The organism is Ruegeria sp. CJ9 (assembly GCF_056536625.1).
Map to the genome: position 1 here is coordinate 1,000,309 of NZ_JBQFPY010000001.1, position 13,539 is coordinate 1,013,847.

12 protein-coding genes are annotated in these 13,539 nt (G+C 58.7%); 2 read left to right on the forward strand and 10 right to left on the reverse strand.

Annotation, left to right across the window (positions count from 1 at the left end):
- Nucleotides 1-187 precede the first annotated feature (187 nt).
- The 3 genes from ACR0AJ_RS05040 to ACR0AJ_RS05050 all read right to left on the reverse strand — a co-directional run bounded on the left by ACR0AJ_RS05040 (nt 188) and on the right by ACR0AJ_RS05050 (nt 3,607).
- Entirely contained in the window at nt 188-1,825 is a 1,638-nt protein-coding gene (locus tag ACR0AJ_RS05040; RefSeq protein WP_480740244.1) for a peptidoglycan -binding protein, read from the reverse strand.
- Between the two features lie 3 nt (nt 1,826-1,828).
- Nucleotides 1,829-3,007, reverse strand: coding sequence for a biopolymer transporter ExbB (locus tag ACR0AJ_RS05045; RefSeq protein WP_480740246.1), 1,179 nt, complete (start codon nt 3,005-3,007; stop codon nt 1,829-1,831).
- A 69-nt stretch (nt 3,008-3,076) separates the two neighbouring features.
- Nucleotides 3,077-3,607, reverse strand: a complete 531-nt coding sequence (locus ACR0AJ_RS05050; RefSeq protein WP_170347811.1) for a gamma-glutamylcyclotransferase — start codon at nt 3,605-3,607, stop codon at nt 3,077-3,079.
- Between the two features lie 67 nt (nt 3,608-3,674).
- Between ACR0AJ_RS05050 and ACR0AJ_RS05055 the strand changes: the two genes are divergently transcribed.
- Nucleotides 3,675-4,676 carry a DUF2125 domain-containing protein gene (locus ACR0AJ_RS05055; RefSeq protein WP_480740247.1) on the forward strand — a complete coding sequence of 334 codons (1,002 nt, stop codon included), beginning with the start codon at nt 3,675-3,677 and terminating at the stop codon, nt 4,674-4,676.
- Here ACR0AJ_RS05055 and ACR0AJ_RS05060 read toward each other — a convergent pair.
- The 4 genes from ACR0AJ_RS05060 to ACR0AJ_RS05075 all read right to left on the reverse strand — a co-directional run bounded on the left by ACR0AJ_RS05060 (nt 4,673) and on the right by ACR0AJ_RS05075 (nt 8,983).
- Nucleotides 4,673-5,503, reverse strand: a complete 831-nt coding sequence (locus ACR0AJ_RS05060) for an extensin-like domain-containing protein (RefSeq protein ID WP_480740249.1) — start codon at nt 5,501-5,503, stop codon at nt 4,673-4,675. The two genes, ACR0AJ_RS05055 and ACR0AJ_RS05060, sit on opposite strands and share 4 nt — an antisense overlap.
- On the reverse strand, nt 5,500-6,420 hold the full coding sequence (locus ACR0AJ_RS05065) for a prephenate/arogenate dehydrogenase family protein (protein ID WP_480740250.1): 921 nt from the start codon (nt 6,418-6,420) through the stop codon (nt 5,500-5,502). Before ACR0AJ_RS05065 ends, ACR0AJ_RS05060 begins: the two co-directional genes overlap by 4 nt.
- Nucleotides 6,417-7,502, reverse strand: coding sequence for a histidinol-phosphate transaminase (gene hisC, locus ACR0AJ_RS05070; RefSeq protein WP_480740252.1), 1,086 nt, complete (start codon nt 7,500-7,502; stop codon nt 6,417-6,419). The genes ACR0AJ_RS05065 and hisC overlap by 4 nt, the downstream gene beginning before the upstream one ends.
- A gap of 65 nt (nt 7,503-7,567) precedes the next feature.
- Nucleotides 7,568-8,983 carry an aminotransferase class V-fold PLP-dependent enzyme gene (locus tag ACR0AJ_RS05075; RefSeq protein WP_170408960.1) on the reverse strand — a complete coding sequence of 472 codons (1,416 nt, stop codon included), beginning with the start codon at nt 8,981-8,983 and terminating at the stop codon, nt 7,568-7,570.
- A gap of 102 nt (nt 8,984-9,085) precedes the next feature.
- Between ACR0AJ_RS05075 and ACR0AJ_RS05080 the strand changes: the two genes are divergently transcribed.
- On the forward strand, nt 9,086-9,547 hold the full coding sequence (locus ACR0AJ_RS05080; RefSeq protein WP_170360571.1) for an Lrp/AsnC family transcriptional regulator: 462 nt from the start codon (nt 9,086-9,088) through the stop codon (nt 9,545-9,547).
- 124 nt (nt 9,548-9,671) lie between these two features.
- Here ACR0AJ_RS05080 and rpsD read toward each other — a convergent pair whose 3' ends face one another.
- The 3 genes from rpsD to ACR0AJ_RS05095 all read right to left on the reverse strand — a co-directional run bounded on the left by rpsD (nt 9,672) and on the right by ACR0AJ_RS05095 (nt 13,471).
- Nucleotides 9,672-10,292, reverse strand: a complete 621-nt coding sequence (gene rpsD, locus ACR0AJ_RS05085; protein WP_170347804.1) for a 30S ribosomal protein S4 — start codon at nt 10,290-10,292, stop codon at nt 9,672-9,674.
- A gap of 203 nt (nt 10,293-10,495) precedes the next feature.
- Nucleotides 10,496-10,873 (reverse strand): hypothetical protein, encoded by a 378-nt coding sequence (locus tag ACR0AJ_RS05090; protein ID WP_480687048.1) that lies wholly within the window; start codon nt 10,871-10,873, stop codon nt 10,496-10,498.
- A 315-nt stretch (nt 10,874-11,188) separates the two neighbouring features.
- Nucleotides 11,189-13,471 carry an adenosylcobalamin-dependent ribonucleoside-diphosphate reductase gene (locus ACR0AJ_RS05095; protein ID WP_170347802.1) on the reverse strand — a complete coding sequence of 761 codons (2,283 nt, stop codon included), beginning with the start codon at nt 13,469-13,471 and terminating at the stop codon, nt 11,189-11,191.
- Nucleotides 13,472-13,539: the final 68 nt, after the last annotated feature.

Genomic DNA, 13,539 nt, shown 5'->3' on the forward strand with positions numbered 1-13,539 from the left:
CGATAAGGTGCTTGCAGGGCTTCATCAACCGCGCTTTGCAATTCAACTGCCAATTTGTTCAAATCCGTACCTGCTCAACCTATGGGGCAGATATAGGGGCATCACACTCGCCTTTCACCCAGCGCGAGCTAAAATTGCGGCGGATCGAAACCACTTTCGTCTGCCTGAAAAAGCCCATTGTAGCGATTTAACGCTCAGTCAATTTCAACTCGATCCTGCGGTTCTGGGCGCGGGCTTCGGGGGTATCGGCGGGATTGACAGGCTGGAACTCACCAAACCCGTTGGCGGCCAGCCGGTTCGGCGGGATACCCAGCGCTTCGACCATGTATCGCACCACCGAAAGCGCCCGGCCCTGGCTGAGTTCCCAATTGTCGCGATACCGGCCCGTCCCGGCCAGAGGTACGTTGTCCGTGTGGCCATCGACACGGATGACCCAGTTCAGACCCTCGGGAATTTCTGCCGCTACACTGCGCAGGATATTGGCCACCTTGGCGACCTCTTGCCGCCCGACCGGCGACAGCGTAGCTGATCCTGTGTCGAACAGCACCTCGGATGAGAAAACGAACCTGTCTCCTTCGATCCGCACGCCTTCTTCATCGCCTAGGACATCGCGCAAACGACCGAAGAATTCAGAACGGTAACGCTGCAGGTCCTCGGCCTGTGCTGCCAGTTCTTCGGCCTCGGCCTCTAGGCGAACGCGCTCGGCCTCTTCCAGCAGTCGGCGGCGACGTTCTTCCGACGCGGCCCGCGCCAACGCTGCATTCAGGTCCTGACCCAGCGTCTGGATACGGATATCGGCGGCCGCATTGCGCTCCTGATAATCGTCCAGCAACGCCTGCAACCCACCCAATTGTTCGCGCAGTGCCGCCATTTGCTGATTGAGCAATGCCGTTTCGCGCTGCGCTTTTTCCGAAATCGCCTGCTCATTCGACAGCGTATCACGCGCAACGGCCAGCAAGGCCGCGCGTTCGTCGGCCAATGTGCGTTGTTCCTGCGCTTCAGCCTGAGCCTCGGTCCGGGCTGCCAAGGCTGCCTCAAGCCGAGCTTGCAGATCTTCTGCGTTCAAGGCCCCAAACTGCCGTTCCAATTCGGCTTTTGCAGCCTGTGCAGCGGCCAACAGTGTCAAGGTCTCTTCAGCCTCTTTCCGCTGCGCTTCCAGCGCCAAGGTCATGGCCGTCAGTTCAGCATCCGCGTTCAGCAATCGGTTGCGCAGATTTTCGGCGGCGGCGGCCTCAGCCAGCTTGGCAGCCTCTTCGGTGCTCAGTTGTTCTTCTAGCTCAGAAATCCGCGTGGACTGCGCCGCATCGCTTTGTTCTAGATCAGCAACCAAGGCTTCCAGCGCCTCGCGTTGCGCTGCAGCCAGACGCGCGGCTTCGGTCTGTTCATCGATCTCAGCGCGGCTTTGCGCCAAGGCCAGATTCAACGCGCCCTGCTCATCAACCAACTCGGCGATTTGACCCTGTGCACGCTCCTGCTCTACCAGTAGGGCCGCGACCTGAGCCTCAAAATCGGTCAGTTGGATCTGCGCTTGCACCAGTTCGTTCTCGACCTGCGACAAAGTCGAGTTCAACACACCCAACCGCGCTTGCAACCGGCTGTTTTCCCGTTCTTCCAGCCCCAACGCTCCGGCCAGCGCCGCAACCTCATCCGACAAGGCGGTCAGTTCGTCCTCTTGCCCGGAAATAGTCTCACGCAGCACAAACTGCACGACCATGAAGATCGTCAGCACAAACGTCAGCACCATCAAAAGTCCGGTGATCGCATCCACAAAACCGGGCCAGACCGAACCCTGGAACCGTTGACCTGTGCGTCGGGACAGGGCCATGGATTACTCTCCTTCCGGAGCAGTACGCACGGCGCCTCGGGGTAAGGTCAGGGCTTTGACCAGCAATTCGATATCCTTGCGCAACTCGCTCATGCTTTCCTGACGGCCAGCCGAGATTTCTTCGAGAATACGAAGCAACTGCACATCCATCGAGCGCAGGCGCATACGGCTTTCGGCGTCTATCCCGTCTCCAGCGCCCTGTTCGCGCATGTGATCCAGCAGGGCGTCCTGCCCAAGCGCAACCCGTTCCAAGGCAGCTGTCACGCCCTCGGCATCGGACTGTCGCACGTTCATTTCGCCGATCGAATCCGCCAACTGGCCCAGTTTGGACGACACCGCAGCGCGATCAGCCTCTTGCGCTGAAAACAGATCCTGCAGCGCGTTCATCTGTTCGGACATGGCATCCAATACTGGCGTCAGAACCGCCAGTTCAGCGCCACCTTCATCGCTGGCCCCGAAGCCAACGCGGGTGATCGAGGACAACCATTCCTCAAGCTCGCGGTAGAACCGGTTCTGTCCATGGCCCGCAAACAATTCCAGAAGACCAACGATCAGCGAGCCAGCCAGACCCAACAACGAAGACCCGAAGGCCACGCCCATGCCCTGCAGCTGCGATTCCAGCCCGACCATAAGGCGATTGAACACGGCCAGCCCCTCTTCACCTTCCTGCGGGTTAAGGCTGCGGATTGTGTCCACGATGGCGGGAACCGTGGTGGCCAGCCCGAAGAACGTACCCAAAAGACCCAGATAGATCAGGACGTTGGTGATATAACGGGTGATCTCACGTTCTTCCTCGACCCGTTCTGCGACTGAATCCAGAATGGACCGTGTCGAAGTTGAGCTGATCTGAGACCGCGCGCCCCGTTCGCGCAGCAGGGATGCCAACGGTGCCAGCAATTGCGGTGTGCGGGCATCTTCGCGCACAACACCGCCCACAAACGCCTCGATCCATCGGACAGAGCCGATCAGTTGGGTCACCTGAAAGAAACAGGCGAAAACACCGATGATGAACACCAGGATGATAAAGCCGTTCAGGTATGGGTTGGCTTCAATCACCGGCATCACATAGGGCAAGGCCATAAAGACGCCCAACCCGGCCAGACCTATTGCGACCAACATCATCACAATCTGTCGAATGGGATGCGAGAAATGAGGTCTCGCGCCCTGATGTGCCTGCGCCATGCGCGTGGTTCCCGGTTTTTGCCTGCTCTGCGCTGAATCTAGCGAACTTATACCGGTGACGCCAAGGGTTTATGCGGTGATATCACGCACACGTTGCGCCAACCACTCAAGATCGGGGTCGCGCAGGTCGATCTCGGCCAAATGTTCGGCGGTGTTATAGAGGTATTCGGTGTTTGGCCCCCGCCCGCCGACCGCATGGGCGATTATCTGGGCCTGCTCTTCCAGAGGGATACCGCCGCAATACTGCACATGATCGGCGTCGATCACGTAAGTCACGGCATTCACAACCTCGCCACTGTCCAGGTGCAGGTCCAGCATCTTCTCGACATAGGCCGACGAGATCAGCTCGCGCTCGCGCAATTCATGCAGGGTGCGGTCTTCGTGTCCTGCCTCAACCGCCAGAGCCAGCCCCTTGCAATTGGCGTCGGCCTGTTCGTCCAGCGCCAGAACCAGACCAGGATGGTCTTCAGTACCGCGATGGTGGATCGAGCTCATGCAAAAGGACCGCGCATAACCGTTCAGTGTGGCGCGTTCGCTGCGGGCCACCGGAAAGCCCGGATTCCACAGCAGCGATCCATATCCGAAAACCCACATCGTCATAGCACTGGTCCTTGCCCGTTTGCGTCTATAAACATCAATTCCGAGGTGGGAAAAAGGGCGAACTGCCATGCGCGGTCTGATACGGGTAATCATTTTCATCGCTGTAATCTGGAGCGTCTATTGGTTCGTCGCCGGCTTCGGCCTGCGCAACGCGATCACCACATGGTTTGACAAACAGCAGGAACAGGGCTGGCAGGCTGATTTTTCAGACGTTGAAACTGCAGGGTATCCACTGAACCACATGACGCGTCTGAATAACCCGGCGCTGGCCGACCCGGTCAATGGCACCGCCTGGAGCGCGGACTGGATCGAATTCCAAAGCCCGGCAATCTGGCCTGGTCGACAAGTGCTGCGTTTTGCCGACACGCCGCAGCGCCTGTCCTATTTCGACCAGACCGCAACGATTCAGGCCACCGACCTGCAGGCCGAACTGGAACTGCAACCCGGCGTGGCGCTTATGTTGGAAAAGATGGCTCTGACTGCCGGGCCGTGGTCGATCACCGATGATTCCGAGGCTTTGGCCGGGGGCAACACATTGGCCCTTGTGATGGAACAGACCGCCACCCCCGAGGCATATGTGATCAGCGCGCAGGCAGACGGCTTCACCCCCGGCGATGACCTGCGCGAACTGATGCGTTCGGCCACTACCCTGCCGCAAGCGTTTGAAACGCTGGAGCTGGACCTGACTGCCACTTTCGACAAGGCATGGGATCGATCCGCGCTGGAACAAAGCAGACCGCAACCGGTTAAGCTGGACTTGCGCCTGGCTGAAATGAAATGGGGCGCGCTGCGCCTGTTCGCAACCGGAGAGCTGGACGTAGACCCACAGGGCATTCCCACCGGAGAAATCGCGATCCGGGCCGAAAACTGGCGCGACATGATCGACATGGCCAACGCGGCAGGCGCCCTGCCCGATCAGGCGGTAGACCCAGTGACAACGACACTGAATTTTCTGGCCGGGCTTGGCGGCAACCCCAATGCGTTGGACGTGCAGCTGAATTTCCGCGATGGGTTTGTCGCCATGGGCCCAATCCCTTTGGGCCCGGCACCGCGTCTGATCCTGCGTTAACGGCAGTACGGCCCGCGACGATGGCGTGCCGTATCCAGGTGGAAATGATCGCGGTGGTACCGGTCCGCATTCGGCCCCAGAACCGTGCCAAACGGGCCGCACGCACCGCGCCAGACTTTGGTCAGCTGACGTTTTGACGGGTTCTTTCGCCAGCCTTTCAGAACGGTCACGACCTCTCCGTCTGCCATTTTAAAGCCCGAGATGTCGATTGCCCGGCCTTTGCCGTGTTCTGAAATTCTGGCCCCTTTTTGATTGTTTCGGGTCCGACAGGCGTAATGGGCAGCAATCTGAAGCTCGGCCACCGGACCGCGCCGTTTGAAGGTGGGTTTGACCGTTTTGTCGACCCATTTGTTCAACGCTATCGCCGTACCGCAATCCATCGTCGACGGGCGGCTGAGTACCACACCTGAAACCGATGTGATTTGCACAGCATCCTTGATGCCGCAGGCCTTGATACGACCGGGCACATTTCCGACAGGCTTGCCCTGAATAGCGATATCCCCACAGACCGAAGTTTTGCGCAGTTTGCGTTTCTTGAACAACGCCTCCTGTTCCAATTCCTTAGGTCGCAGATACGGCATCAACGAGGTATCCGGCCCCAGCAACGGCAATTCCGAGGGGCGTGCCGCCACGGCCAATAATTGCGGAGACTTAGGGCGTAATGCAGGACGGGTCTTTGCGCTGGGTAGAGGGCTGGCAAAGGCAAGCACCGGGGTCGCCGAAGGCCGCGCAACCGGAACCAGCGACTGTTCAGGAGGCGCCGCGTTGGACACTGTGGCGCAGACCGCCAAATATCCAATCGCAAGGAACCTCCAGCCGCGTTTCATGGGTTCGCCTTTCCCCGTCCGAAATCAGGCGCATCCGTATCCTGCCCCGCATCGATAATCCCACGCCGGATCGCGCGGGTACGAGTGAAATAGTCAAACAGATGTTCGCCATCGCCGGTGCGAATAGCACGTTGCAGCGCAAAAAGCTCCTCGGTAAAGCGCCCGAGGATTTCCAGGGTCGCGTCCTTGTTGGTCAGGAACACATCGCGCCACATGGTCGGGTCCGACGCCGCGATGCGGGTGAAGTCCCGAAAACCAGCGGCCGAATACTTGATGACCTCTGTGTCAGTGACGCGGCGCAGGTCGTCTGCCACGCCAACCATCGTGTAAGCAATCAGGTGCGGCGCATGTGAGGTCACAGCCAGAACCAGATCGTGGTGGTCCGCGTCCATCTCATCCACATTCGCGCCCATTCCTTCCCAAAGCGCACGCAAACGGGCTATTGCGTCCGGGTCCGAACCTTCAACCGGCACCAGCAGACTCCAGCGATTATCGAACAGTTCGGCAAACCCGGATTCGGGCCCGGAATGCTCGGTCCCTGCCAGCGGGTGCGCCGGGATGAAATGCACTCCTTCGGGAATATGGGGCGAGACCGCTTCTATCACGTGCCGCTTGACCGAGCCCACATCGGTCACCGTCGCGCCCGGTTTCAGGATCGGTGCGATTTCTTGCGCGACCGTCCCCATTGCGCCGACGGGTACGCAAAGCACTACCAAATCCGCACCCTCAACCGCCTCTTGCACCGTGTCACAGACGCGGTCGCACAGGCCTATCCGACGGGCAGTATCGCGTGTGGCCTCGGACCGGGCATAGCCGGTGACCTCACCCGCAAGGCCCGCGCGTTTGATGGCCCAGAACATGGACGACGCAATCAGGCCCAGCCCGATCAGTGCGACGCGGTCGTATACCTGGCTCATGCGGCGCCCCCTTTGAATGCGGTGATGGCCGCAACGACACGGCGGCATGCCTCTTCATCGCCCACGGTAATCCGCAAGGCGTTGGGCAGGTTGTAACCCGCCACACGGCGCACGATCAAACCCTGCGTCTTGAAGTAATCGTCACAGGCCTCGGCCTCGGCCTGATCGGTGAAACGGGCCAGTATGAAATTGGTGCAAGACGGGTCTGTAGGCACGCCAATCTTGGCAAGTTCTTCCGAAAGCCAAACGCGCAGCCGGGCGTTTTCGCCGTGACAGAAGGTCAGGTAGTCGTCGTCTTTCACCGCCGCTTCGGCCGCAGCCAACGCGGTCAGAGACAGGTTGAACGGCTGGCGCACACGATTCAGCACGTCGATGATCGATTGCGCGGCAAAGCCCCAACCGACCCGCATCCCGCCCAGCCCGTAGATCTTGGAAAACGTACGTGTCATGATGACGTTTTCGAACCGATCCACTAAAGACGCACCACCATCGAACCCATCGACGAATTCTGCATAGGCTCCGTCAATGACCAACAGACAGCTTTGCGGCAAAGCTTCGGCCAACCGCACAAGGTCCGCCTCGCCGATCATAGTCGAGGTCGGATTGCCCGGATTGGTGACAAACACGATGCGCGTTTGCTCGGTAACCGCGGCAAGGATGTTGTCCACATCCACGTGACGATCCCGTTCCGCCACCATGACCGGCGTTGCCCCGGCCATACGGGCGATAATCGGGTACATGGAAAACCCGTGCTCGGTGTAAATGACCTCATCCCCCGGCCCGGCATAGGCTTGCGCCACGAATTGCAGCACCTCGTCACTGCCCACACCGCAGATGATCCGCGCGGGGTCCAGCGCGTGACGTTCCCCGATCGCGGCACGCAGGCTAGCGTGGTCGGTGCTGGGATAACGATGCAAGGTCACGGCACTGTCGCGCACCGCCTCAATCGCCTTGGGGCTGGGCCCGAACGGGTTTTCGTTAGAGCTGAGCTTGATCACATGCTCGACCCCGGCCACATGCGACTGGCCGCCCTGATACAGCGCGATGTCCATAATGCCGGGTTGAGGGGTGATCTTGGTCATAAGAGGCTCCGTTAATTGGAGCCTCTCATACCCGTCTCAACGCGTTGAGAAAAGCGGCAATTCCGTCACGCCGCTTTGAAGCGGGCCGTTGCCGGGTCAGCGTTGTAGAATGGTACGAACTCTTCGGTCCGGTGGGACAGGTCATTAACACTGTCGATGATGAACTGAACGGTCTCTTCGCTCATCAAATACGAGAAGTTCAGCCGCACCCAGCCGGGTTTCTTCATCTCTTCCCCCGCGGACAGGGCCGCGTGCAATTCATCCGAGGTTGCGCGGTCGATCCCCAGAAGACGGTGCGCATATGGCCCCGCACAGGCACAGCCGCCGCGCGCCTGAATGCCATAAATATCGCTAAGCATCCGGGTGAATAGTTGCTGATGAACAGGCTGGCCAGAGTTATCCCGCACAAGGAAGGAATAGATCGGCAGGCGATGCGGGTTATCGACGCCCAGCAAGGTCAGGTTCGGGTTGTCACCCCACCCGTCCAGCGCCATACGGTTAAACTGCGCCTCTTTTTCGGCGATCTCATCAGTGCCGACAACATCCTTGACGATAAAAGCCAGCGCCGCGCGGATGTCTCCGACCACGTTGGGTGTTCCGGCCTCTTCGCGCGTGGCCAGGTCCTCGCTGTAGTCGTGCCGCCAGGGCGAAACAAAACTGACCGTGCCACCACCGGGCCAACTGGGGCATGTGCGGCGCACGGCGGTCTGATTGACGATCAGAACACCCGACGCGCCCGGCCCGCCCGGAAACTTATGCGGAGACACAACGATAGCATCCTTGCGCGCATCCTCTGGCCCCATGTCCATCGGCAGATAAGGACCACCGCCTGCGTAATCCCAGACCGAAACGGCGCCATGCGCCTTGAGCAGTCGGGTGATCGGATCCGGGTCGGTAATGATTCCGGTTACATTCGACGCAGCCGAAAACGACCCGATGATCAGATCCGATGCAGCATTGTCGATCAGAACCTGCTCCAGCGCCGCCAGATCAACCCCACCTTCAATAGCTTCAGGAATCTCGATCACCTGTGCCTTGCTTTCACGCCACGGCAAAATGTTCGAATGATGCTCGTACGGCCCAATCAAAACGACCGGCCGGTCAGCCGCATCCACACCCAACAAGCTGACCAGCCGGTTCAGACCCGCAGTAGCGCCGGACCCGGTGAATATCACCGCGTCTTCTCCCCTCGCGCCAACGATGCGGGCAATCTCTGCACGCGCCTCGCGGCGCAACCGAGTCATGTATGAACCGCAATAGGAGGCCTCGGTGTGGCTGTTGGCATAAAAAGGCAGCACCTGTTCGGTGACAAAATCCTCAACCTGCCGCAGCGCACGGCCCGAAGCGACGTAATCCGCATAGACCAGCGGCACGTCCCCATGCAGACCCGGGATCAGAACGTTCTCTCCGATCAGCCCGTCGCGCAGGCTTGAATTGCGAGTGGTGGACAGGATGTCTGCGCGAAATTTGGACAGGGTCATGGCATAGTCTCCGTATTGCCCTACCAATGTGATTGCTTTTGCCTGAGTAAACTTCACCGTTCTTTTGATAGATTTTCAATAATTTGTGTCATATGATCAGGAATGGTGGAAAAAATAGATCAAATTGATAAACGCATCCTGCGTGAGCTGCAAACAGACGCGACCTTGTCCCAACGCGAACTGGCCGATCGGGTCGGGCTGTCGCAGAACGCCTGTTGGCGGCGGTTGAAGGCACTGAATGAGGATGGTGTGATCACCGGCTCAACCGCACGGATCGCACGGGAGAAGTTGGGGCTGAGCCTTGTGGTTTTTGTTATGCTGCGCACCCGGCATCACTCGGCCGAGTGGTTGCAGGCATTTCGCAGCCATGTGCTGACCATCCCCGAAGTGGTGGATTTCCACCGGATTGGTGGCGACTATGACTATCAATTGAAGGTCGTGACCGAGGACATGGCGTCATATGACAAGGTCTATCAACGCCTGATCGAAAAAGTCGAACTGGACAGCGTGACCTCGTATTTCGCGATGGAAGCAATCGCCGAAGGTCGCCCCTTGCCGATCTGATCCGCTTTTTCATCTGGCCAAAAATACCTCGGGTGCGTCGTGCATCGACTAGGGCAGAGCCCCTACAAACAAAAAAAGACCGCGCTGAAAGCGCGGCCCTTTAAATTTTGCGTCTCGGCGAAGATTAGTTCTTCGCGTAGAATTCGACGACCAGGTTCGGCTCCATCATGACCGGGTACGGCACATCGCCCAGACCCGGTGCGCGCACGAAAGTCGCGGTCATTTTCGAGTGGTCCGCGTCGATGTAGTCAGGCACATCACGCTCGGCCAAAGCAACAGCTTCCAGAACAACAGCCAGCTGCTTGGACTTGTCGCGCACTTCGATCACGTCGCCTTCTTTGACGCGGTAGCTGGGGATGTTGACCCGCTTGCCGTTCACTTTGACGTGTCCGTGGTTCACGAACTGACGTGCAGCAAACACGGTCGGCACGAACTTGGCGCGGTAAACAACAGCGTCCAGACGGCGCTCCAGCAGACCGATCAGGTTTTCACCAGTATCACCGTTCACACGGACGGCTTCTGCGTAGATGCGGCGGAACTGTTTCTCGGTCAGGTCGCCATAGTAACCTTTCAGCTTCTGCTTGGCGCGCAGCTGCAGACCGAAGTCCGACAGTTTACCCTTGCGGCGCTGACCGTGCTGGCCGGGGCCGTATTCGCGGCGGTTGACCGGGGATTTCGGACGACCCCAGATGTTTTCGCCCATCCGGCGGTCGATTTTGTGCTTGGCAGACGTGCGTTTGGTCACGGCTGATCTCCTTCTTAAGGTCGAGGTCCAGACGGACCACTATGAAGGGCGTTGTCCTCTTGAGGTTTCCCCCATGACAGGCATCCCCTTGCGGGGGCCACCAACACCAATGAAGCCGCGCTTATATCCGCGAAACCGGCAGAGTCAACACACCATGCCATGCAACATTGGAATTTCCATTGAAATCGAGGTTTACCTGCGGGTCAGTCAGCTCTGCGTCCGACAGAAACCGCCCTCTGCTGATCTTGATCATCCAGGACCGGAGTGGATCGGGATGGGAACGCTATGACAGTCTCATCCATCCCGGTTGCTTCGTTCCCCTGGCCCGCAAATTCGGCGACTTCACTAATCCAGAAATCCTGATCCCGCTCCGGGCAATCCCCTTCGAAGACCAGTATCGGGGCTGATTCGCCAGCAACTGGGAACAACGCCGCTGTGAAAGTTTGCGCACCGTTGGTCAACACAAGCAGGCCACTCGCTTCCTCTGAAAGGTTTTGAACATGCGCGCAATGGCTCAGCGTCGCTAAGTCGGAACCAATGTCTTCGGCTCCTTCCAGCATCTGCACAGAGGAATTCTTCAAAAATCGTGCCTGTCCGCGCCACGACCAGGCAGCTCCGACGCTCAAAAAGGACAAGGGCGCTGCCTCAAGTCCATCGATTTCCGTTTGCCTCCAAGAAATGGCTATACGACCGCTTTTTCCGGTTCTCATATTACCGCCTGTACCCTTAAACCCATCACTGCGTACTGGGCTACCCTTATCAACGTAAATTAAGGCGGAAAAGAGACGTTAATGTAATGTTAACGAAATTGTGGCCTTTGAGATTCAACTATTGACTTCTGGCGGGGTATTTTCCCGCCAGAATCGATCAACTTTTGTTGCTTTAGGATTTCTAACTCAGCCACACTTGGAATGCCCGCAACTGCGGCAGGTCATGCAACCTTCGATCATCACCATATCGAATTGACCACAGGACGGACAGGCTTTGCCGCGTGGCGCATCCATATTGACCACCTGCGCCTGAGGGTCGGATTTCAGCCCCATGCCTTCCCCTTCAAGAAAGCCGATATTGATCAGGTGCTGCTCGATCACGCCACCAATCGCGGCCAGGATCGACGGGATGTATTTGCCCTGAACCCAGGCTCCGCCGCGCGGGTCAAACACAGCCTTCAACTCTTCGACCACAAAGGACACATCCCCGCCCCGCCGGAACACGGCCGAGATCATCCGGGTTAGCGCCAGCGTCCAAGCGTAGTGTTCCATGTTCTTCGAGTTGATGAACACCTCGAACGGGCGACGCCGGCCGCCGATGACAATGTCATTGATGGTCAGATAGATCGCGTGCTCGCTATCGGGCCACTTCAGTTTATAGGTCGACCCCTCCAACGCCTGCGGACGATCCAAAGGCTCGGACATGTACACGACTTCGCCTCCATCGACCTCATGCGGCGCAGCGGCGCTTTCGCCCGGCGCAGTGTCGGCACTTTCCGAAACGGTCAGCACCGACCCGGTCACGTCATTCGGTCGATAGGTGGTGCAGCCTTTGCACCCCTGATCCCACGCCTGCATGTATACATCCTTGAACGCGTCAAAGCTGATGTCCTCGGGGCAGTTGATCGTCTTGGAAATCGAACTGTCGATCCATTTCTGCGCCGCGGCCTGCATCTTGACGTGATCGGACGGTGGTAGCGTCTGCGCATTGACGAAATAGTCGGGCAATTCCGCGTCCCCGAACTTGTCACGCCACATCTGCACGGCATAATCCACCACCTCTTCCTCGGTGCGCGAGCCGTCTTTCTGCAGAACTTTGCGCGTATAGGCATAAGCAAAGACCGGCTCGATTCCCGATGACACGTTCCCAGCGTAAAGGGAAATCGTTCCCGTGGGCGCAATCGAGGTCAGCAATGCATTGCGGATGCCATGTTCACGGATCGCATCGCGCACATCCTCGTCCATTTGCTGCATCGTGCCGCTGGCCAGGAATTTCTCGGCATCGAACAGGGGGAACGCCCCTTTTTCCTTCGCCAAGTCCACCGACGCCAGATACGCGGCGCGGGCGATCGCGTGCAGCCAGCGCTCGGTCTGACGCGCCGCCTCGTCCGAGCCATAGCGCAGGCCCTTCATCAACAATGCATCGGCCAGACCTGTCACACCCAGCCCGATGCGGCGTTTGGCTTGCGCTTCGGCCGCCTGCTCCGGCAGCGGGAATTTCGACGCGTCGACCACATTGTCCATCATGCGTACGGCGGTGGCGACCAGATCCTGCAATGCGGCCTCATCCAGGTGTGCCGCATCCTCAAAAGGTTCAGCTACCAATCGCGCAAGGTTGATCGAGCCCAGCAGACACGCGCCATATGGCGGCAGGGGCTGTTCACCACATGGGTTGGTGGCGGCGATGGTTTCCACATAGCTCAGGTTGTTGGCCTGGTTGATGCGGTCGATGAAGATCACGCCCGGCTCGGCATAGTCATAGGTGGCCTGCATGATTTTGTTCCACAGATCGCGCGCCTGAACGGTGTGATAGACCTTGTCGCCAAAGACCAGATCCCACGGGCCGTCGGCTTTGACGGCTTCCATGAAGGGGTCGGTCACCAGCACCGACATATTAAACATGCGCAGGCGGGCCGGGTCGGATTTGGCTGTGATAAACTGTTCGATATCCGGGTGATCGCAGCGCATGGTGGCCATCATCGCACCCCTGCGCGAACCCGCCGACATGATAGTGCGGCACATCGCGTCCCACACATCCATGAACGACAACGGCCCCGAGGCATCGGCGGCCACCCCATGCACATCAGCCCCACGTGGGCGGATGGTCGAGAAATCATAGCCGATCCCCCCACCCTGCTGCATGGTCAACGCAGCCTCTTTCAGCATGTCAAAGATACCGCCCATGCTGTCGGGAACGGTTCCCATGACAAAACAGTTGAACAGGGTCACCTGCCGTGCAGTACCTGCGCCCGCAGTGATACGACCTGCGGGCAGGTATTTGAAATCTTCCAGCGCTTCAAAGAACTTATCTTCCCAATGCCCCTGATCTTTTTCCACTCGTGCCAAATCGCGGGCAATGCGCCGCCAGCTGTCTTCGACTGTCTGGTCGATCGGTGTGCCATCCGCCTGTTTGAAGCGGTATTTCATGTCCCAGATCTGCTCGGCGATGGGGGCGGCAAAGCGGCTCATTGGTGATTCCCTGTACTGAAAGAGGTATCCAGACTATCCTAAATCACACGTCCACCACAACACCTTGA